Source organism: Cellulomonas sp. NS3, assembly GCF_024757985.1.
In the GTDB taxonomy this organism is placed as follows: domain Bacteria; phylum Actinomycetota; class Actinomycetes; order Actinomycetales; family Cellulomonadaceae; genus Cellulomonas_A.
Genome location: NZ_CP103289.1, coordinates 427,234 through 447,138, shown reverse-complemented (window position 1 = coordinate 447,138; position 19,905 = coordinate 427,234). Strand labels below are relative to the sequence as shown.

General features: G+C 76.5%; 17 protein-coding genes. 8 read left to right on the top strand and 9 right to left on the bottom strand.

What is annotated here, in order from left to right; translation table 11 throughout:
• Nucleotides 1–57: 57 nt before the first annotated feature.
• Both NXY84_RS02080 and NXY84_RS02075 read left to right on the top strand, forming a co-directional pair.
• Nucleotides 58–321, top strand: a complete 264-nt coding sequence (locus tag NXY84_RS02080; RefSeq protein WP_258725524.1) for a type II toxin-antitoxin system Phd/YefM family antitoxin — start codon at nt 58–60, stop codon at nt 319–321.
• Nucleotides 318–701, top strand: coding sequence for a PIN domain-containing protein (locus NXY84_RS02075; RefSeq protein ID WP_258725523.1), 384 nt, complete (start codon nt 318–320; stop codon nt 699–701). Before NXY84_RS02080 ends, NXY84_RS02075 begins: the two co-directional genes overlap by 4 nt.
• An 80-nt stretch (nt 702–781) precedes the next feature.
• Here NXY84_RS02075 and NXY84_RS02070 read toward each other — a convergent pair whose 3' ends face one another.
• Both NXY84_RS02070 and NXY84_RS02065 read right to left on the bottom strand, forming a co-directional pair.
• Complete coding sequence (locus NXY84_RS02070; RefSeq protein WP_258725522.1) at nt 782–1,822, bottom strand: NAD(P)-dependent alcohol dehydrogenase; 1,041 nt, start codon at nt 1,820–1,822, stop codon at nt 782–784.
• A 112-nt stretch (nt 1,823–1,934) separates the two neighbouring features.
• Nucleotides 1,935–2,828 (bottom strand): helix-turn-helix transcriptional regulator, encoded by an 894-nt coding sequence (locus tag NXY84_RS02065; RefSeq protein WP_258725521.1) that lies wholly within the window; start codon nt 2,826–2,828, stop codon nt 1,935–1,937.
• Between the two features lie 78 nt (nt 2,829–2,906).
• Here NXY84_RS02065 and NXY84_RS02060 point away from each other — a divergent pair, with 78 nt between their 5' ends.
• Nucleotides 2,907–4,196: a hypothetical protein gene (locus NXY84_RS02060; protein WP_258725520.1), complete on the top strand. Its 1,290-nt coding sequence runs from the start codon at nt 2,907–2,909 to the stop codon at nt 4,194–4,196.
• A 28-nt stretch (nt 4,197–4,224) separates the two neighbouring features.
• Here NXY84_RS02060 and NXY84_RS02055 read toward each other — a convergent pair whose 3' ends face one another.
• The 3 genes from NXY84_RS02055 to NXY84_RS02045 all read right to left on the bottom strand — a co-directional run bounded on the left by NXY84_RS02055 (nt 4,225) and on the right by NXY84_RS02045 (nt 7,126).
• Nucleotides 4,225–5,340, bottom strand: a complete 1,116-nt coding sequence (locus tag NXY84_RS02055; RefSeq protein ID WP_258725519.1) for a trypsin-like serine peptidase — start codon at nt 5,338–5,340, stop codon at nt 4,225–4,227.
• A 5-nt stretch (nt 5,341–5,345) separates the two neighbouring features.
• Complete coding sequence (locus tag NXY84_RS02050) at nt 5,346–6,458, bottom strand: hypothetical protein (RefSeq protein WP_258725518.1); 1,113 nt, start codon at nt 6,456–6,458, stop codon at nt 5,346–5,348.
• Nucleotides 6,459–6,586: 128 nt separating this feature from the next.
• A complete protein-coding gene (locus NXY84_RS02045; RefSeq protein WP_258725517.1) occupies nt 6,587–7,126 on the bottom strand; it encodes an AAA family ATPase in 540 nt (179 codons plus the stop codon).
• A 38-nt stretch (nt 7,127–7,164) separates the two neighbouring features.
• On the opposite strand from NXY84_RS02045, the gene NXY84_RS02040 reads away from it, so the two are divergent.
• A complete protein-coding gene (locus tag NXY84_RS02040) occupies nt 7,165–7,902 on the top strand; it encodes a phosphotransferase enzyme family protein (protein WP_309485044.1) in 738 nt (245 codons plus the stop codon).
• Nucleotides 7,903–7,976: 74 nt separating this feature from the next.
• Here the strand turns inward: NXY84_RS02040 and NXY84_RS02035 are convergent, their stop codons facing one another.
• Nucleotides 7,977–9,149, bottom strand: coding sequence for an aminotransferase class I/II-fold pyridoxal phosphate-dependent enzyme (locus tag NXY84_RS02035; protein WP_258725516.1), 1,173 nt, complete (start codon nt 9,147–9,149; stop codon nt 7,977–7,979).
• Nucleotides 9,150–9,305: 156 nt separating this feature from the next.
• Nucleotides 9,306–9,854 carry a hemerythrin domain-containing protein gene (locus NXY84_RS02030; RefSeq protein ID WP_258725515.1) on the bottom strand — a complete coding sequence of 183 codons (549 nt, stop codon included), beginning with the start codon at nt 9,852–9,854 and terminating at the stop codon, nt 9,306–9,308.
• Between the two features lie 299 nt (nt 9,855–10,153).
• Here NXY84_RS02030 and NXY84_RS02025 point away from each other — a divergent pair, with 299 nt between their 5' ends.
• Both NXY84_RS02025 and NXY84_RS02020 read left to right on the top strand, forming a co-directional pair.
• Nucleotides 10,154–14,080, top strand: coding sequence for a Pls/PosA family non-ribosomal peptide synthetase (locus NXY84_RS02025; RefSeq protein ID WP_258725514.1), 3,927 nt, complete (start codon nt 10,154–10,156; stop codon nt 14,078–14,080).
• Nucleotides 14,077–15,513 carry a M1 family metallopeptidase gene (locus tag NXY84_RS02020; RefSeq protein ID WP_258725513.1) on the top strand — a complete coding sequence of 479 codons (1,437 nt, stop codon included), beginning with the start codon at nt 14,077–14,079 and terminating at the stop codon, nt 15,511–15,513. Before NXY84_RS02025 ends, NXY84_RS02020 begins: the two co-directional genes overlap by 4 nt.
• Here the strand turns inward: NXY84_RS02020 and NXY84_RS02015 are convergent.
• Nucleotides 15,474–16,193: a 4'-phosphopantetheinyl transferase family protein gene (locus NXY84_RS02015; protein ID WP_258725512.1), complete on the bottom strand. Its 720-nt coding sequence runs from the start codon at nt 16,191–16,193 to the stop codon at nt 15,474–15,476. The genes NXY84_RS02020 and NXY84_RS02015 overlap by 40 nt on opposite strands.
• 247 nt (nt 16,194–16,440) lie before the next feature.
• Here NXY84_RS02015 and NXY84_RS02010 point away from each other — a divergent pair, with 247 nt between their 5' ends.
• On the top strand, nt 16,441–17,445 hold the full coding sequence (locus NXY84_RS02010) for an SDR family NAD(P)-dependent oxidoreductase (protein WP_258725511.1): 1,005 nt from the start codon (nt 16,441–16,443) through the stop codon (nt 17,443–17,445).
• A gap of 104 nt (nt 17,446–17,549) precedes the next feature.
• Here NXY84_RS02010 and NXY84_RS02005 read toward each other — a convergent pair whose 3' ends face one another.
• On the bottom strand, nt 17,550–19,148 hold the full coding sequence (locus NXY84_RS02005) for a phytoene desaturase family protein (protein WP_258725510.1): 1,599 nt from the start codon (nt 19,146–19,148) through the stop codon (nt 17,550–17,552).
• Nucleotides 19,149–19,346: 198 nt separating this feature from the next.
• On the opposite strand from NXY84_RS02005, the gene NXY84_RS02000 reads away from it, so the two are divergent.
• On the top strand, nt 19,347–19,901 hold the full coding sequence (locus tag NXY84_RS02000; RefSeq protein ID WP_258725509.1) for a DUF4240 domain-containing protein: 555 nt from the start codon (nt 19,347–19,349) through the stop codon (nt 19,899–19,901).
• The last annotated feature ends 4 nt before the right edge of the window (nt 19,902–19,905 follow it).

Here is a 19,905-nt window from a genome sequence, read left to right as displayed (position 1 = left end):
CCGATCGACTGTCCTGGCCCGGGGCACTCGGGTAGCACACGGTGCTACATCCGGTGGATGACGACGGTCGGAGTGCGCGAGCTCAGGCAGGACGCGTCCGGCGTCCTGCGCCACGTCGAGGAGGGCGAGCGTGTGGTCGTGACGGTGCACGGGCGGCCGGTCGCCGACCTCGTGCCGCACTCCGAGGCGCGTCCGATGTGGCGTCCGGTCGCGGAGCTGGCGGCACTGTTCCCTGGAGTGGACGACCCTCACTGGGACGAGGACATGGCGCTCGTCGACGGTGCCGCGCGCGACCCGTTCGAGCGCGACACCCCTCGGTGAGGCTGATCCTCGACACGAACGTCCTGATCGACAGGCTCGTGCCCACCGGTCGCGGCGACGAGGCAGCCATCAGCATGGCGACCTTGGCCGAGCTGCGCTTCGGGGTGCTGATGGCTCGCACCCCCGAGAGCAGGGCGGCGCGGATGCGGGTGCTGTCGGGTGCCGAGAGTGCGCTGACAGCGCTTCCGATCGACGACGCGGTCGCGTCGTCCTACGCACTGCTGGCGACGAAGACCGTCGCCGCGGGACGGCAGCCCCGCGCCCGAGCGTTCGACCTGCTGATCGCCGCGACCGCGCACGCGCACGGCGGCGTGCTGATCACGAGCCCCGTCGGGGACTTCGCGGGCCTCGAGGGCGTCCTGGAGGTTCGCGAGCCGTAGCGCCAGGGCCACCCTCGCACCTGACCGGTGAGGCGAGTCTGGCGCGAGGGCGGCCCGGCCTACCTGGCTCCTTGACCCCGTCAGGCCAGCGTCGCCGTGTCGATCACGAAGCGGTAGCGCACGTCCGACGCGAGAACCCGCTCGTACGCCTCGTTGATCTGGTCGGCCGAGATGAGCTCGATGTCGGCGCCCAGGCCGTGCTCGGCGCAGAAGTCGAGCATCTCCTGGGTCTGGCGGATGCCGCCGATCATCGACCCGGCGTACGAGCGCCGGTTCGCCAGGAGCGAGAACACGTTGACGCTCATCGGCTCGGCGGGGGCACCGACGTTGACGAGGGTCCCGTCGACGGCGAGCAGCCCGAGGTAGGCGTTGACGTCGATGCGCGCGCTGACGGTGTTGACGATGAGGTCGAACTCCCCGGCGAGGTCCTCGAACGTGGCGGCGTCGCTCGTGGCGTAGTAGCGGTCGGCACCGAGGCGGAGCCCGTCCTCCTGCTTCTTGAGCGACTGGGACAGCACCGTGACCTCCGCGCCCATCGCGTGCGCGAGCTTGACGGCCATGTGCCCGAGCCCGCCGAGGCCGACGACGGCGACCTTCTTGCCCGGACCCGCACCCCAGTGGCGGAGCGGGGAGTACGTGGTGATGCCCGCGCACAGGAGCGGCGCGGCGGCGGCGAGGTCGACACCCTCGGGCACGCTGAGCACGAAGTCGGCGTCGACGACGACGTGCGTCGAGTAGCCGCCCTGGGTCACGGTGCCGTCGCGGTCGGTCGCGCCGTACGTGCCGACCATGCCCTCCAGGCAGTACTGCTCCTCGCCCTTGCGGCAGTTCACGCACGCGCCGCACGAGTCGACCATGCAGCCGACACCGACGCGGTCGCCGACCTTGTGGCGGGTCACGTCCGACCCGACCTCGGCGACGATCCCGACGATCTCGTGGCCGGGGACCAGCGGGTACTGCTGCGGGCCCCAGTCGCCGCGCACGGTGTGGATGTCGGAGTGGCAGATGCCGGCGTACGCGACCTCGATGAGGACGTCGTTCGCTCCGACGGCGCGGCGCTCGATGGTGGTGGGCTCGAGCGGCTCGGAGGCGGCCGGGGCGGCGTAGGCGTGCACGCGCATGGGTGTGTCCTTCGGTTCGGGTGGGGCTCGGGACGAGTCTCCATGACATCCCGGCGACAGGCCCGGCGGGAGTCCCTGCCGTGGGGTGTACTGCGAGGGCACCCCAGGCGGCTCAGGTCTCCTGGCGCGCGTCGAGCCCGAGGCTCGCGAGCTGCTCGGTGCGCCCCCACGACGCCAGCAGGCGCAGGCGCTCGGCCGACGCGGACCCCGGCTCGGCCGTGTAGACGAGCAGGACGTGCCCAGGCTCCGCCGTGATCGCGAGCTCCTCGTACGCGAGCACGAGCGGGCCCACCACCGGGTGCGTGAAGTGCTTGGTGCCCGAGCCGTGCGTCCGCACGTCGTGCGCCGCCCACAGCCGCCGGAACGTCTCGCTGCGGGTCGACAGCTCACCGACGAGGTCTTGCAGCCCGCGGTCGTGCGGGTCCCGACCGGCCTCCGACCGCATGACCCCGACGCACATCTGCGCGAACCGGTCCCAGTCGGGGTAGAACTCGCGCGACGCGGGGTCGAGGAACTGGAACCGCGCGAGGTTGGGGGTGCGCCCGCCGTCGCCGATCACCGGGGAGTAGAACGCCCGTCCGAGCGCGTTGGTCGCGAGGAGGTCCTGGTGGGGGTTGCGGACGAACGCGACGCCGTCGGTGATCGCGTCGAGCGCCCACTGCAGGCTCGCGCGCGTGCCGGCCTGCCTGGCGGGGCGGCGACGCGGTCGCCCCGACGTCGGGATCCCGTCGGCCGTCCGGGCGAGGTCGAGCAGGTGCGCGCGCTCGGTGTCGTCGAGCTGCAGGGCGCGGGCGACCGCGTCGAGCACCGACGCCGACGCGCCGGCGATCGCACCCCGTTCGAGCTTCGCGTAGTACTCGACGCTCACGCCCGCGAGCGCAGCGACCTCGGTGCGCCGCAGCCCGGCGACCCGCCGGTTCCCGCCGCCCACGATGCCCGCCCGCTCGGGCGTCACCTTGGCGCGGCGCGAGACGAGGAACTCGCGGACCTCGGATCGGTTGTCCATCCCGTCAGGCTAAGTCGGAGCCCGCGGCGGAGGGAGACCCTGCGGGTACACCTCTCGGCGCCCCCGTAGCCTCGTGCGGTGGACGACGACCGGGCGCTCGCCCTGCTGACCCGGGTGTACGCGCCGGAGAACCGCGTGTTTCACGGAGGTCGGCACGAGGTCCGCGTCCCGGCGACGGTCGACGCGGCCGACCTCCACGAGCTCGCGGCCCGCGGCCTCGCCCCGAGCACGTTCGTCACGCTCACGCACGACGCGGCGGTCACCGAGCTGCGGGCCCGCGCCCGCGAGGTCGACGAGCGAGCGGCGGCAGACGCGTTCGTCGCGAGCCTCGGCTCGGCACCCGTGCGCTGGAGGTCGCTCCTGCCCGCGACGGTGCTCGGCTCGGCCCTCCCCGACCACGCGTTCGACGGCCGCCCCGACCGGACGTGCGACGTCTGCTTCGTCGACCCCGAGGTCACGGTCGACACCACCGACGCGTGGCGGAGCCGGCGCACGAGCGGCGCGCCGCTGCCGGGGGACGTCGTCGCGTACGTGCTCGCGCTGCGGGAGGCGCCGGCCCCGTGGCCGCCCGCTCCGACGCCGCACGACGTGTGGACGCTGCACCAGGTGCTCCGCACGCTGCGCGAACTGCCGCCCGGGACGCGACCTGGCGCGGCGGCGAAGGCGGTGCACCGGGAACGGCTCCTGCCCGGCCGGCCGCAGCACGCGGTCACGTCTCTGCTCGAGGACCTCGCGCTGCTCGGCGTGCTCCAGACTCCCGAGCACCCCGGCCTCCTGACCCGGTTCACGACGGCCCGCGAGCGCGACCGCCGCCCCTCGGTGCGCGTCGAGGTGTCCGCGCCGCTCGGCTTCTGGACCGCCGAGCACGGCGTCGACTCGGGCGTCGTCGAGCGGCTGTTCGGTCACCTCCCGGTGCCGTCGACCCGGCCCGCGGAGGCCCCGGCCGCGCCGCCGTCGGTCCGGGCGCCGCGCACCGCCCGGACGCAGCCGCTCGCCCCGCACCTGCGCGGCGACCCTGCGGCGGGCGACGTGTACGCCGTCGGCTGTCGCGAGGACGCCTGGGTGCTCGCCTACTGCCACGGCGTCGAGGAGCACGGCGGGCGGCGCTACGGGCGGGTCGAGTACCTCGACGGGATGTTCGACGCGCAACCCGGCGCCGAGGTGATCGCCGGGCGGGGCTTCCGGGGGCGCTCCGACGGCCGGTGGCAGCAGCTCACGTCGCAGCTCTCGACGACCCCGCGGGTGCGCCGGATCGCACGCGACGTCACCGTGCCGCCCGACGACCGGCCCGCCCCGACGAGCACCCCGTTCGGCACCGGGCCCTCGCTGCGGCACATGGCCGGCTGGTGCTTCCCCGAGCTGCGCTAGGCCGCGGGCGCGTGGCCCCTCCGGCGCTCTACCCGGGCGGGACGTGCAGGTCGCTCCACGGGACGGCGGCCACCGCGTGCGCCCAGTTCGTGTGCTCGTGGTGGCCGCCGACGTGCACCGCCACGGGAAGTCGACGACCGTCGAGCGCCACCACGGGTGAGCCGGAGTTGCCACCGATCGTGCTGGCGTCGTGCTCGAGGATCCAGCCTCGCGGGTCGTGGGGGACCTGACCGGGAGCCGCCGTGACCGTTCCGAGGGCGATCCGCTTCACCCCCGACCTGCCCCCGAAGACGCACGCGTACGCCGCCGGCGTCGTCGAGAGCGGCCCGCCCGGGTAGCCGACGACGAAGACGCGCTGCGGCGGCTCGACCTGCGCCCGGTCGAGGTCGAGCCCGAGCGGCTCGGGACTCCCGGCCGCACCCGGGTGGAAGCGCAGCACCGCGACGTCGAGGCCGTCGAAGTTGAGCGAACGTGCGACGGGATGCTGGTGAGCGGCGTCCCCGGGCGTCCCGACCGCCACGACCTCCGTCACCGCCACCTCGTGGTGCGCGCCGCCGGCAGCGACCTCCCCCGTGAGGTCCACCGTGATGCCGTCGGGGAGCGGACCGGGACCCGGTGCGGACGCCCCTCCCGGGCCGCGCAGCTGGCGGAGCACGTGCAGGTTCGTCACGAGGAGGCCGTCGCCGACCACCCAGGCCGTGCCCACGTGCGCGCCGCCGGCGGCGGAGCCGATCCGCCCCGTGCCGGCGCACGCGTGCCGCACGGCGCCCTCCGCCGCCTCGAGGTCGCCCCGCCACGCGGCGAGCGCCGGCTGGTCGAGGTCCACGAACCCGTCCTTGACGAAGCCGACGGGCCGCGAGCCGTCGGCGTGCACCACCGCGGTGACGCCGGAGGCGAGGGCGGCGGTGAACGACGCGGCCGGGCCTTCGGCGAGCACGCGCCGCATCGCCTCGTCGGCGTCCCCGAGCACCTGGGCGACCGCCTCCGGCGGCGCAGCCGGCCCCACCGCACGGTCGACGTACTCGATCTCGGCGCGCAGGAGGTCGAGCTTGTCGAGGCGGAGCGCGTCGTCGCGCCCCTGCCCGACCACCCCGGCCCAGCCGTCGAGCAGCACCGCCGCCGGTGCCCGGCCGAGGTCCTCCACGGGTGTCACTCGATCGTCACCCGCTGCCCGAGCTCCCCGTCGGCGACCGCCCGTCCGGAGCCGACGCCGGCGGCCAGGATCCGCTCGGCGTCGCTGCGCACCAGCGCCCAGGGCACGTTCACGGTCGACACGACGCGGAACCGGTCCTTGCCGACCTTCTCGTCGACGACCTGGTTGGTCGTCGCGGTCGGGCTCTGGACAAGCAGCACGTAGGTGGCCGCCGCGTCGTGGAGCCGTTGCCGAGCCCGCGCGCTCGTCCACAGCGACCTTGCCGCTCCCGACGGGACAGCCATGACCGTGCCGACGAACGTCTCGATCCGCGTCACCAGCTCGGCCGCGAGCGCGGTACGCGGGTCCGGCTCGGCGTCGGCCTGCACCGCGACGGAGGCCATGTCCCGGAGCTGGCCGCAGGCCGTCAGCAGGTCGTCCAGCCGGACGTCGAGCGGGCCCCGCTCGAGCACGCGGAACGTGTCGTGCACCACCTCACGGTCCGCGTCCTCGGCGAGCACGCCCGCGAGCGCGGTGCCGGCGACCGCCGCCGAGGGCGCCGTGGCTGACGTGGTGACCGTGTGAGAGGTGGCGAACAGCGAGAGGACGTGCGGGAGCACGGCCGCGGCGAGCCCGATGGCGGCGATCGACTCGCCGCCGGCCTCCGGCGGGCTGAGGAGACCGTCGGCAGCGGACTGGAGCTCGGCGAGCGCGACGTCGACCTGACCGTGCACGGCGTCGGAGGCGACGAGGTCGAGCTCCGTGGTGACGAGCACGGGCCCCGCGCCGACGCTGGGCCCCACGGCTTCGACGATCGCTGCGCACGCCCGGTCCAGCGCTGACGCGAGCAGCTCCGACTCGTACATCGCGTTGGTCCCGGAGACGGTCGTCGTGCCCCGCTCGACCCCGCTGAGGTCGGGCACGAGGCTCGCGTACCGCCCGGCTGCCGCGGCCACCGAGTCGCGCTCGGCGGCGAGCAGCTTCTGGCGACGCTCGGCCTCCCGCAGCTGCTGTGCGGACCGGCTGAGGTACTCCGTCGCCTCGGCCTCCGCCTTCCGCGCCTCCGCCTCGGCCTTGCGGGCCTCGGCCTCCGCCTTGCTCCGGGCGGGATCGGTGCTCTCGGTGCTCACTGCCGCTCCCCCTCGCGCCGTCGCTGCGGACGGGGACACCGTGGCAGGCGCGCTCCCGGCGGACAAGGTGCTCGCACGAAGGGGCGGCCCGGCTGCTCACCGGGCGGCGCGCCTGCTGGACGCGTCGGTCACCGGACCGACCTGGGCCAGCGTCGGCGGCGCCACTCGTCCCACGTGGCACAGCCCGTCGGTGGGTCGTCGAGCGGCTCGGTGCCGTCGACCTCGCCCGGGGTGGGGACGTCGAAGGCGGCCGCCCACGCGGTGAGCTCCTCGTCGGACATGTGCCACGTCGTGTGCGGCTCCTCCGCCTGGCGCCGGTCGAGCCGCAGGCGCTGCTCCTCGGCGGAGAGCGCGAGGTAGCGCACCTCCGCGACCGCACCGACGTCGGCCGCAGCGCGCCGCAGGGCGGAGCGCTCGTCGCGCGACCACAGCCCGAAATCGAGGACGACCGGCACGCCGAGCACGAGCGCGCGCAGCGCGATCTCGACGAGCCGCCCTTCGATCACGTCCGTCACGGACGGCGGGTTCGCCTCCCCGTAGAGCGCCTTGACCCACTCGTCCTTCGTCAGGCGCAGCGCGTGCCCCTCGGCCTCCAGGCGGCGGGCCTCGGTCGTCTTCCCGGTGCCCGGCAGCCCGACCAGCAGGAACAGGGTCGGTCGCGTCGTCATCACGCCATCGTCGCGGGTCTGGCGTCCGGCCGGCCGCCGTGCTGGTGTGGGCGGCGTGGAAGCGGCCGAGATCGCGCGACGGTTCGGCCTCGGCCGACGTCGGAGGCGTCCAGGTCCGCGTGTACGGGTGGGTCGAGCTCGGGGAGCCCGATCCCCGGCTCGACCCCGAGCTGGTCGGGGCCGCGGTCGGCACGCTCCACCGCATCGCGTCCCCGCACCCCGGACCCGTGCACCCCTGGTACACCGAGCCGGTCGGCGCCGCGGGCTGGGACCGGCTGGTCGACGCACTGCGGAACGCGGGCGCACCCTTCGCCGGGCGCCTCGCCGCGCTGCGCGACGAGCTCGTCGCGCTGGAGAGCTGGATCGAGCCGCCCGGCGGGCTGCACGTGTGCCACTGCGATCTCTGGGCGGACAACGTGCTGCCGGCCGCCGGCGCAGGGCTGTGCGTGATCGACTGGGAGAACGCGGGGCCGGCCGACCCCCGCCGGGAGCTCGCGTGCGTGCTGTTCGAGTTCGCGCGCGACGACCCGGGCCGCGCCCGCGCGCTGCAGGGCGCCTACGCCGACGCGGGAGGTCCCGCGCGGCTCACGCGCACCGCCGACTTCTCGATGCTCGTCGCGCAGCTCGGGCACATCACGCAGGCCGCCGCGACCGACTGGCTGACCCCGAACGCCCGCTCCCCCGAGCGGGCGGGCGCCGCGGCGTGGGTCGGCGAGGTGCTCGACGACCCGCACACTCGGGCGCATCTGGAGGAGCTGCTCGACGCGGTGCGGTGACCTCGCCGGCGCCGCGGTCCGGCGGCCCGCCAGGGTGGCGGTCGGCGCCCCGGGAGCCCCACCCGTGCAGCGGCTCAGCCGACCCGGGCGCCGACCTCGCGCAGCACCGGCAGCGCGCGCTCCAGCATCTCCGGAGTCGCCGTGAGGCTGATCCGGAAGTGCCGCGGCCGCCCGAACACCGTGCCCGGCAGGACGTAGACCCCGCGCTCGGCCAGCGCCGCGGTGAAAGCGACCGCGTTGCCTCCGGGCGCCTCGCCCCACAGGTAGAAGGTGCCCTCGGGGACCGTCAGCGCGTACCCCGCCTCCCCGAGCGCGGCGACGGCCCGGTCGCGCCGACCCTGCAGGGCCGCGACGTCGATCGACACCGTCTCCAGGGCCGGGGCCGCGTACTGCATGAGCGCGTCGGGGAAGCCCCAGCCCAGCGCGAGCTGCAGCGGCAGGATCGCGTCGCGCAGCTCGTCGCGCACCGCGACCGGGATCAGCGGGGACAGCGCGAGGTAGCCGAGGCGCTGGCCCGGCGCGAGCAGCACCTTGCCGTAGGAGTAGTCGACGAGCGTCCAGGGGTAGAGCTCCGCGGGGCTCGTGAAGCCCAGGCCGTGGAACCGGATGCGCCGATAGGGCTCGTCGGACAGCAGCCAGATCCGGCGGCCGTGGCGCGCCGACGCCTCGTCGAGCACCGTCGCGAGCTCCGCGAGGCGCTGGCGCCCGTAGACCCGGCCGGTCGGGTTCGCCGGGGAGTTCACGACGACGATCCGCGTGCGCGGGGTGATCGCCCGCGCGACCGCCTCGACGTCGAGGTCGAACGTGCCCTCGGCGAGCGAGGCGCGGACGGGCACCATGTCGGCGGCGCGCAGCATCGGGGCGTAGAACCAGCCGGGCTCCGGGACCACGACCTCGTCGCCCACGTCGGCGACCAGCCGGAACGCCAGCGCGATCGCCCCGAAGGCGCCCTGGGTCATCGTGATGTCGGCCGCGGCGAAATCGAGCCCGAGCTCGGCACGCAGCCCCGCAGCGACCGCCTCCTGCGCCGGCGCGAGGCTCGTCTTGTACGCGAACCAGTCCTCGGCGCGCGGTTCGAGGTTCGCGCGGATCGCGTCGACGAGCGCCGGCAGCGGCATCTCGTGCGGGTCGCCGAACGACAGGTCGACGACGTCCGGCTGACCGTCCATCGCGCGCAGCGACAGGAAGAACGACGTCACGGGCTCGATCGCGTCGCCCGCCGCCCGGGCCCGGTCCGACAGCTCCATCTCGACAGCCTCCTCACCGGTGGGCCGCACCCTCGCGGTCCCGACCATGATCGGCCGCCGCCGGGTCCGCGTCACCGGAACCGGAGGACGGGCGCGGGGTGCCGCCCCAAGGGGAGGAGCCGGCGGGTCGGCATGCCCTCGTCCCGCCGCCGTGCGTCAGCCGAGCGGCCCGAACACCTCGCCGGGCGCGACGGAGTCGTCGAGCACCCCGTCGAGCACGTCGAGCAGCCGGCGCTCCTCGTAGCGGAAGTGCGTCGTCATCACCGCCTCGACGCCGTCGAGGTGCCGCAGCTTCTCCTCGGTGCTCGCGTCGAGCCGGATGGCCTCCGTCAGGCCGCCGAGCAGGTGCTCGATCATGTGGTGGTCCTGGACGAGCTGCGCGACGACGGGCACGAGGTCGGGGTGCTGCTCCGTCAGCCGCGGGAACAGCGCGGTGTCCTCGCTGCGGTGGTGGCCGCTCAGCGCGGCGCAGAAGCCCCAGCAGTAGAGCAGGAGGTCGGTCGCCGGCGCGTCGGAGGCGCCGGCGTCCTCGAGCTGCTCACGGGCTAGGTCGAGGGCCTCGCGCAGGCGGGCGTGCACCTGGCGCATCTCGTCGGCCCAGGCGCGGACGCGGGCGCGCGGCGACGGGTCGTGGTCGTGATGGTCGTCGGAGGGGTCCTGCAGGGGCTGGGTGATGGGGTGTCCTTCGCGGGTCCGCGCCTCCATGCCTGACGCAGACCGCCACCGGCACGCGACGCAGGCCCGGACCCTACCCGCGGAGCGCGAGGCCCCGGAAGTCCCGGGGGGCCGACGCGCGCGGCGCCGCCCCGGTTCCCAAACGCCGGACCTACCCTGAGGAGTGGCGCACCTCTCGTCCCTCCGGGGCGTACGGCACCCGGCGTTCGCCGTCCCGTCGGGTCCCGTTCACCGGCGCTCGTTACGGTCGGGCGCCGGTGGGCCGCCACGGTCGTGGTCCGCGCACGCCGCACGACCCCGTCGACCGCGAGGCAGGAGCCGTCCCCGTCGTGAGCACCCCGCCGTCCTCGGCCACGCACACGCTCCGGGCCGGTGACCGCACCCCGACCCCCCGGACGCTCGTCGACGTCTTCGCCAGCACCGTCGCCCGGTTCCCGGACGCCCTCGCGATCGACGACGGCGACGAGGTGCTCACGTACCGCGCCCTCGCGCAGGCCGTCGAGGCGCGCGCGGCCCGGCTCGCCGCCGTCGGGGTCCGGCGCGGGGACCGGGTCGGCGTGCGCGCGGCGTCGGGCACGGTCGGGCTGTACGTGTCGGTGCTCGCGGTGCTGCACGCCGGTGCGGCGTACGTCCCGGTCGACGCCGACGACCCCGACGAGCGCGCGCACCGCGTGTTCACGGACGCGGGCGTCGTCGTGGTGCTGGGCGACGGCCCCGAGCCGCTGCGCCCCGACGGCACCCCGGCACCGCGCGTGGGCGCCCGGCACGCGGAGGCGCCGACGCTCGAGGACGGGGCCTGGGTCATCTTCACCTCCGGCTCGACGGGCCGGCCCAAGGGCGTCGCGGTGAGCCACCGGAGCGCCGCGGCGTTCGTCGACGCGGAGGCCCGGCTGTTCCTGCGCGGCGCGCCGGTCGGCCCGGGCGACCGGGTGCTCGCGGGCCTGTCGGTCGCGTTCGACGCGTCGTGCGAGGAGATGTGGCTCGCGTGGCGGCACGGCGCGACGCTCGTGCCCGCGCCGCGTGCGCTCGTGCGGGCCGGGTCCGAGCTCGGGCCGTGGCTGGTCGACCGGGACATCACCGTGGTGTCGACCGTGCCGACGCTCGCGGGGCTGTGGCCGGCCGACGCTCTCGCGGCGGTGCGCCTGCTGATCTTCGGGGGCGAGGCGGTGCCGCCCGAGCTCGCGACGCGGCTGTGGGCACCCGGCCGCGAGCTGTGGAACACGTACGGGCCGACGGAGGCGACGGTCGTCGCGTGCGCCGCGCTGCTGCTGCCCGACGCGACCGTGCGGATCGGGCTGCCGCTCGACGGCTGGGACCTGGCCGTCGTCGACGCCGAGGGCCGCGAGGTGCCCGAGGGCGGCACCGGGGAGCTCGTCATCGGCGGCGTCGGCGTCGCGCGGTACCTCGACCCGGAGCTCGACGCCGTGCGGTTCGGCCCGCACGAGGGGCTGGGCTGGGACCGCGCGTACCGGACCGGCGACCTCGTCGTCGCGGACCCCGAGGGGCTGCTGTTCGTGGGGCGGGCCGACGACCAGGTCAAGGTCAACGGCCACCGCATCGAGCTCGCCGAGGTCGACACCGCGCTCCAGGCGCTGCCCGGCGTCGCGGGCGCCGCGGCCGCGGTCCGCCGCTCGACCGCGGGCGGCACGGTTCTTGTCGGGTACCTCGCCCCGCAGGACGGCGAGCGCCTCGACCTGCACGACCTGCTGCGCCGCCTGCGCGAGACCCTGCCGGGCTCGATGGTCCCGCTGCTCGCGGTCGTCGAGCACATCCCGACGCGGACGTCCGGCAAGGTCGACCGCGACGCGCTCCCCTGGCCGCTCGCGGACGCCGGGGACGACGACGCCGCGCCGCTCGACGGCCTCGCCGGGTGGGTCGGCGAGCAGTGGGCCGCCGTGGTCGGCGTGCGCCCGCAGCACGAGGACGACGACTTCTTCGCGCACGGCGGCAGCTCGCTGACCGCCGCGCAGCTCGTGTCCGCGCTGCGCGCGCGCTACCCCGAGGTCACCGTCGCGGAGGTCTACGACCACCCGAGCGTCGGCGGGCTCGCGGAGCACCTCGACGCGACGTGGCCGTCGGACACCGACCGTCCCGGGGGGTCGGGCGCCGCGGCTCCCGCCCGGACCCGCACCGTGGCCCCCGTGCCGGTCACGAGCCAGGTGGTCCAGCTCCTCGCGCTGCTGCCCCTGCGGGGGCTCGTCGCGCTGCGCTGGCTCACGGTCGTCGCCGCGGTCGGCACGGTGCTGCACGTGGTGTGGGGCGTCGCCTGGGCGCTCGCGGTGCCGTGGTGGTGGCTCGCCGCGGGCTGGCTGCTCACGGTGAGCCCCCTCGGGCGGCTCGGGGTGTGCGCGCTCGGCGCCCGGCTGCTGCTCGCGGGCGTGCGGCCCGGCTCGTACCCGCGCGGCGGTCACGTGCACCTGCGGCTGTGGGCGGCCGAGCGGCTCGTCGACGGCTTCGGTGCCGTGACGCCCGCGAGCGCACCCTGGATCTCGCTCTACGCCCGTGCGCTCGGCGCGGACGTCGGCCGCGACGTCGACCTGCACTCGGTGCCGCCCGTCACGGGGTTCCTGACCCTCGGCCACGGCTGCGCGATCGAGCCGGAGGTCGACCTGTCCGGCCACTGGGTCGACGGGGACGTGCTGCACGTCGGGCGCATCCGCGTCGGACCCGGCGCGACCGTCGGGGCGCGCAGCGTCCTGCTCCCGGGGTCGCGCGTCCGCGGCGGCACCGACGTGGCCGCGGGGTCCGCGGTGCACGGCACGACGGGGTCCGACGAGTTCTGGTCCGGCTCGCCGGCGGTCCGCCAGCACGAGGCGCGCCACCCGTGGCCGACGACCCGGCCGCCCGCGTCGCGCGCCGGCTGGACCGCGGTGTTCGCCGTCACGGGGGCGGCCGTCAGCGCGCTCCCGTCGCTCGCCGCGCTGCCCGCGCTCGCCGTCCTGGGCGCCGCCCTGGCCCCCACGCCGTCGCTCGCCGCCGCCGTCGGACCCGCGCTCGCGTGGACGCTCGTGGCCGTTCCGGTCGCCTACCTGACGTACGCGCTCCTCGTGCTCGTCGGCGTGCGCCTGCTCGCCCGCGGGCTGCGCGAGGGCTGCCACCCGGTCCGGTCCGGCGCCGGGGTGCGGGCGTGGGCGGTCTCCCGGCTCATGGACGCGGCCCGCACGGCGCTGTTCCCGCTGTACTCGTCGCTGCTCACCCCGGCGTGGCTGCGGCTGCTGGGCGCGCGGGTCGGGCGCGAGACCGAGATCTCCACGGTCGTCGGGCTGCCGTCGATGATGCAGGTCAAGGACGGCGCGTTCCTCGCCGACGACACGATGGTCGCCCCCTACGAGCTCGGCGGCGGCTGGCTGCGCGTCGCGACCGCGAAGGTCGGCCGGCGCGCGTTCCTCGGCAACTCCGGCATGACGGCGCCGGGCCGCACCGTCCCGAAGAACGGGCTCGTCGCGGTGCTCTCGGCGACCCCGAGCCGCACGCGCGCCGGGTCGAGCTACCTCGGCAGCCCGCCGGTGCTCCTGGCCCGGGCGCCCGCGGTCGACGACGGCGAGCGCACCTACACGTCAACCCCGGCGCTGCGCCGGGCGCGCGGCGCGGTCGAGGTGTGCCGCGTCGTCCCGCTGCTGGTCCTGGGGCTGCTGTGGGTCGGTGCCGGGCTCGCGCTCCAGGCGATCGCCGCGACCGGCGGCTGGCTGCTCGCCGCCGCGTCGGGCGGGGTGGTGCTGCTCGCCGTCGGGGTGCTCGGCGCCGCCGTCACGGTCGCCGCGAAGTGGGCGCTCGCCGGGCGCTTCCGGGACGCCGAGCACCCGCTGTGGAGCGCGCCGGTGTGGCGTGGGGAGCTCGCGGACACCTTCACGGAGGTCGTCGCCGCGCCGCTGCTCGCCGACCCCGTCACGGGTAGTGTCGCGCTGGTGTGGTGGCTGAGGAGCATGGGCGCGCGGATCGGCCGCGGCGTCTGGTGCGAGACGTACTGGCTGCCCGAGGCCGACCTCGTCCGGCTCGGCGACGGCGCGACCGTCGGCCCCGGCTGCGTCGTGCAGACCCACCTGTTCCACGACCGGGTCATGAGCCTCGACACCGTGACGCTGCGCGACGGCGCGACGCTCGGCCCGCACGGCGTCGTCCTGCCGGCGGCGCTGCTCGACGAGGGCGCCACGGTCGGCCCCGCGTCGCTCGTGCTGCGCGGCGAGACGGTCCCGGCCGGCTCGCGGTGGGTCGGCAACCCGATCGGGCCGTGGCGTGCGCCCGTCGGGGCCTCGTGAGGGAGCCGTCCCCCGCCTCCGGAGACCCGTACGCCTACGGGCACGGCTCGCGCGCGTTCCACGTCGAGCACTACGACCTCGAGCTCGACTACCGCGTGCGCACCAACCGGCTCGCCGGGGTCGCGCGGCTGCGGGTCCGCACGCTCGAGCCGCTGCACGAGCTCGCGCTCGACCTCGGTCCGCTCGTCGTCCAGCAGGTCACCGTCGCGGGCGCCGCGCCCGCGCGGCACCGGCACCGCGCGGGCCGGCTCGTGGTGCGGCTCGTCGCGGAGGCGCCGGCGGACACCCAGCTCGACGTCCTGGTCCGCTACGCCGGGACGCCGCGGCCCGTGCGCAGCCCGTGGGGCGAGGTCGGCTGGGAGGAGCTCGAGGACGGCGTCCTCGTCGCGAGCCAGCCCACCGGTGCGCCGTCGTGGTTCCCGTGCAACGACCGGCCCGACGACAAGGCGACCTACCGGACGTCGGTGACGGTGGAGAACCCGTACCGCCCGCACGCGCACGGCACGCTCGTGCGCCGCACCGGCCGCTCCGGGGCGACGACCTGGGTGTTCGAGGAGACCCGCCCGACGCCGCCCTACCTCGCGACCGTCCAGATCGGCCGGTACTCGGTGGTCGAGCTCGCGTCGGAGCCGGTGCCGCAGCAGGCCCTCGTCCCGCCGCGCCTCGCCGCGGCCGCGCGGACCCGGCTGGCCCACCACGGCGACATCGTGCGGCTGTTCACGCGGCTCTTCGGTCCGTACCCGTTCGCGACCTACACGCTCGTGGTGACCGACGACGCGCTCGAGATCCCTGTCGAGGCGCAGGGCATGGCGGTGTTCGGCTCGAACCACCTGGGCGGCCTCGGCGCGCACCCCGCGGCGGGCGACGAGGGGCAGCGCCTCGTCCCGCACGAGCTCGCGCACCAGTGGTTCGGGAACTCGGTCTCGGTCGCGGGGTGGCGGCACATCTGGCTCAACGAGGGCTTCGCCTGCTACGCCGAGTGGCTGTGGTCGCAGGAGTCCGGCGGCCCGTCCGCGGACACCCTGGCGCGCCGGCACCACGCCCGGCTCGCCGCGCTGCCGCAGGACCTCGTCCTGACCGACCCCGGGCCGGCGACGATCTTCGACGACCGCGTCTACAAGCGCGGCGCCGTCACGCTCCACGCGCTGCGGCTCGTGCTCGGCGACGGGGCGTTCTGGGACCTCGTCCGCGCCTGGACCGCCCGGCACGCGGGCGGCAGCGCGAGCACCGACGACTTCCGGGCGGTGGCCGCGGAGCACGCCCGTCGCAGCGGGGGCGACGCGCTCGCCGCGTCCGTGGCCGGGCTGCTCGTCGCGTGGCTCGACGCCCCGGTGCTGCCGGACCTGCCCGCCGGGCCACCGCCGGGGGCCCCGTCGCGCACGCGCCGCCTGGGTCAGCTCCTCAGGGCGTCGAGGACCGACCTGCCGTCCTGACACCGGACGATGAGGTCGGGCGCCGCGGGACCCAGGACCGCGACGGCCCCGGCCCGTCCGGGCCCCACGTCGAGGTCGGCGACGACGACACCCCCCGGCGCGACCGCGTCGACGCCGCGCGCCCCGGCCGGTGGAGGGCCGAGCGCCCACGCCGACGGGTCCGCCACGAGCCCGGTGCCGAGGGCCTTGAGCGCCGCCTCCTTGCGCACCCAGACCCGGGCCAGCGCGGCCTCCGCCGCGTGCGCCGGGAGCGCGCGGTGCCCGGCGAGCTCCGCGGGCGAGAGCAGCACACCGTCGACCGGGGCGGCCGACACCGCGGACGTCGACTCGACGTCGACCCCGACCGGGCCCGCGACCGTCAGCGCGACCGCCACCAGCGGGCCCGACCGGGTGAGGCTGACGTGGTGCTCCCGCGGCGGGCCGACGACGCGGACCCGGCCGTGCGCCCCGCCGCACCGCACGCACCGCGCCCGCAGCCCGACCGTCGCCGGGGCACACCCGAGCCGCTCCGCCAGCACCCCGCGGAGCAGCACCCGCCCGAGCACGAACCGCTCGGCGGCCGGCGGCGGGAGGGCGCCGGCCCGTGCGCGCTCGGCGTCGTCGAGCACCGTGGCCTGCGCCGGGGTCACGGCCGTGCCGGCCCCCGCCGTCCACACGTCCACGACCACCGGCTCCGCCACGCCCCGATCCTCGCAGGGCCCGGGACCGGCCCCGCAGACGCCGACTGCCCGACGGCGCGCCCGGTCCTCGCGGCCCCGCCGCGCCGAGCACCCGGCGCCCGGGTCGCTGCCGCCCCGGTCGCGCCCCACCGGACCCGGTGCGAGCATCGAACCGGACGGGCGACCCGGCAGTCGGGCACCCGTCCCCGCACGACCACCCCCGCCGCCGCGCGCCCGCGCGGCCACCCCCGCCCCCGGAGGCGCACGCATGGCACGAGGCACCGCGAGCAGCAGGGTCGTCGTCGTCCTCGGCGCGTCGAGCGGCATCGGCCGGGCGACGGCCCACGAGCTCGCACGCCGCGGGGACACCCTCGTGCTCGCGTCCCGGTCGGCGGACGCGCTGGCGGACGTCGAGCGCGAGTGCCTGGCCCTCGTGCCGGGGTCGAGGAAGCACCCGCACGAGGCCGCCGCCGGAGGGTCCCCGGTGCTCGTCGTCCCGACCGACGTGAGCGTGCGCGACTCGGTCGACCGGCTCTTCGAGCGCGCGGTCGAGCGGTACGGGCGGGTCGACGCCGTCGTGCACGCGCCCGCGGTCGTCGGGTACGGGCGCTTCGAGGACATCCCGGCCGAGGTGTTCGACCAGGTCATCGCCGTGAACCTGCTCGGCACGGCGAACGTCGCGCGCGTCGCGCTCCGGCTGTTCCAGCAGCACGGCGGCGGGCACCTCGTGCTCGTCGGCTCGCTGCTCGGCAAGATCGCGACCCCGTGGATGAGCCCGTACGTGACGAGCAAGTGGGCCGTGCACGGGCTCGCGCGCACGATCCAGGTCGAGGCGCGCGAGACCCCGGGCGTCGACGTCTCGCTCGTCACCCCCGGCGGCGTCGACACCCCGATCTACGCGCAGGCCGCCAACTACGCGCGCCGCGAGGGGCGTCCGCCGCCGCCCGTGGACCGGCCCGAGACCCTCGCGCGGGCGATCGTGAAGACGCTCGACAAGCCGGCGCGCGAGCGCTCGGTCGGGCTCGCCAACGCGACGTGGACCGCGGGCTTCCGGTTCCTGCCCGCGGTCTACGACGTGCTCGTGGGACCCGGCATGTCCCGCCTGGGCCTGTCCACGCGAGCGCGCGAGCCGCACGCCGGGAACGTCTTCGCGCCCCTGCCCGACGGTGAGGCCGTCACCGGGAAGTGGGGCCGGCACTGGCTGCGCGGCGTCGCTGTGGTCGCGGTCGCGGCAGGGGCCGTGGGCGCCCGGCGGGTGCTCGCCCGGCACTGATGCGACCCCGGGGCCGCCGTGCCGGTGCGGGTCGCCGCCCCTGGATCGCACGCGGGCGGCCCGCGCCGCCGGTCCGCGCCCGCCGGCTGCCGGGCGCCGGCCCGTCAGCGCTCGTGCAGCACGCGCGCCCAGACCGTGCGTGTGAGCAGGCGCCGGACCTTGCCGGTCCGGCTCGCCGCCCCGAGCGCCGCGCGCGCCGCGTTCCAGCCGGGCGCACCGTGCACGCCGCCGCCCGGGTGCGCCGAGGCGCTCGCGAGGAACAGGCCGTCGACGGGCGTCTCCGGGCGCCCGAGCCCGGGGGTCGGGCGGAAGAAGAGCTGCTGGTGCACGGCCGACGTCCCGCCGTTGACCGCGCCCCCGACGAGGCTCTCGTTCGCGGCCTCGAGGTCGGCCGGGGACTGCACGTGGCGCGCGAGCACCGCGTCGCGGAACCCCGGGGCGACGCGCTCGACGGCGGCCTCGACGCGCTCGACCTCCGCGGCGACCTCGTCGGGCGTCCACCGCACGCCGTGCGGCACGTGGGTGTACGCCCACGCGGACTCGGTGCCGGCCGGGGAGCGCGTGGGGTCCGACGTGGTCATCTGCCCGAACAGCAGGAACGGCCGCTCGGGGATGCGTCCGGTCGACAGGTCCGCGGCCATGTCGACGAACCCGTCGGAGTCGACCCCGAGGTGCACCGTGCCCGCGCCGCGCGCCCCCGGCGCCGTCCACGGGATGGGGCGGTCGACGGCCCAGTTGACCTTGAACGTCGGGTGGTCCCACTGGAAGCGGTCGAGCTCCCGGCCCATGCGCGGGGGCAGGTGCCGCAGCCCGACGAGGTCCCGGTAGAGCGCCGGCGCGGTGACGTCCGCGACGACGGCGTGCCGGACCCGGACGACGGAGCCGTCGTGCGTGCGGACCCCGACGGCCCGGCCGGCCGAGACGTCGATGCTCGCGACGCGCTCACCGGTCTCGATGTGGCCGCCGCCCGCGACGACCCGCGCCGCGAGCGCGTCCGCGAGCGCCCCGGCGCCGCCCTCGGGCACCGGGAAGCCGACGTCCTGGCCGAGCATCGCGAGCAGGTACCCGAACACCCCGCTCCCCGCGGCGTCCGGCGGGACGTCGGAGTGCATCGCGTTCCCGGTCAGCAGCAGGCGCCCGCCCTCGCCGCGGAAGTGCTCGGACCCGAGCCGCCGCACGGGCAGCACCGCGAGCCGGGCGAGGTCGATCCCCCCGGCGACGCCGACCCGGCGCAGCAGCCGGGCGACCGAGACCACCGGCGGGAACGGCGTGAACAGCGCGTCGAGCAGCGGTTCCCGGATCGTGCGCCAGGACTCCACCATGCGCAGCCACGCGTCGCCGTCCCCCGGCGCGAACTCCTCGAGCCCCGCCGCGGTGTCCTGCGCGCCGTGCCGCAGCACCGCGGCGCGGCCGTCGTCGAGCGCGTGCGCGAGCACGTCCGGGGCCTTGACCCAGCGCAGCCCGTGGTCCTCGAGGTGCAGCCCGCGGATCAGCGGCGAGCCGGCCGCGAGCGGGTAGAAGGCGCTGAAGAGGTCCGTCCGGAACCCCGGCGCCGTCACCTCGGCGGTCCGCACCGCCCCGCCCACGGAGTCCTGCGCCTCGAGCACGAGCACGTCCCACCCCGCGTCGACCAGGGCGTTCGCGGCGACGAGCCCGTTCGGGCCGGCCCCGATGACGACGGCGTCCACCGTGCGTGCGATCACGCGTCCTCCAGGGTGTCGTGGGTGCGTCCACGCTCGCACCCGGCCCGGGGCAGGGCAACCGGCCGGGGTGCCGGACCGGCGCGCCGCGCCACACCGCGCGCGAGGTCGGGTCGCGTCGCTCCCGCGTCGAGCGCGGGTCCGGGCGCGTCGGGCCGGTCGTGCGTGCGCGTGTCGGCCCGACCTGCCACGATGCGGCGCATGGACACCGAGGCGTACTGGCAGCTCGTCGACGAGGCACGCACGCGCGCCCGGAAGGGTTCGGGCACGGCGCCCGACGCCGACGACGTCGCGGACTCCCTGCGCGCCGTGCTCGTGGAGCGCGGCGTCGAGGTCGCGCGCGAGGCGGACGCCGCGTACGACGAGCTCGTCGCGACGGTGCACGGCCCGCGGCTGTGGGGCGCGGCGTACCTGATCAACGGCGGCAGCTCGGACGACGGGTTCGACTACTTCCTCGGCTGGCTCGTCGCCCAGGGCCGTGAGGTGTTCGAGCGCGCGGCGCAGGACCCGGACTCGCTCGCCGACGTGGTCGACGAGGACACCGAGGCGGAGTGCGAGGACATGCTCGCCGCGGCGTGGGACGCGTACGAGGAGCTCACGGGCGAGGAGTTCCCCGAGGACGACGACCCCGACGAGGACGCCGACGAGGAGGCGGACGACGACGAGCCCGCCGACGAGCCGTTCTGGGACTTCGACGACGAGGCCGAGATGCGCACCCGCTACCCGCGGCTCGCAGCGATCTTCCTGGAGGACTGAGCGG

What these genes read in the sequence shown, in the direction of transcription:
- NXY84_RS02010 (WP_258725511.1), top strand. Translation starts at nt 16,441, where the DNA reads ATGGCACGAGGCACCGCGAGCAGCAGGGTCGTCGTCGTCCTCGGCGCG.
- NXY84_RS02035 (WP_258725516.1), bottom strand. Translation starts at nt 9,149, where the DNA reads ATGGAGCTGTCGGACCGGGCCCGGGCGGCGGGCGACGCGATCGAGCCC.
- NXY84_RS02070 (WP_258725522.1), bottom strand. Translation starts at nt 1,822, where the DNA reads ATGCGCGTGCACGCCTACGCCGCCCCGGCCGCCTCCGAGCCGCTCGAG.
- NXY84_RS02000 (WP_258725509.1), top strand. Translation starts at nt 19,347, where the DNA reads ATGGACACCGAGGCGTACTGGCAGCTCGTCGACGAGGCACGCACGCGC.
- NXY84_RS02045 (WP_258725517.1), bottom strand. Translation starts at nt 7,126, where the DNA reads ATGACGACGCGACCGACCCTGTTCCTGCTGGTCGGGCTGCCGGGCACC.
- NXY84_RS02080 (WP_258725524.1), top strand. Translation starts at nt 58, where the DNA reads ATGACGACGGTCGGAGTGCGCGAGCTCAGGCAGGACGCGTCCGGCGTC.
- NXY84_RS02030 (WP_258725515.1), bottom strand. Translation starts at nt 9,854, where the DNA reads ATGGAGGCGCGGACCCGCGAAGGACACCCCATCACCCAGCCCCTGCAG.
- NXY84_RS02065 (WP_258725521.1), bottom strand. Translation starts at nt 2,828, where the DNA reads ATGGACAACCGATCCGAGGTCCGCGAGTTCCTCGTCTCGCGCCGCGCC.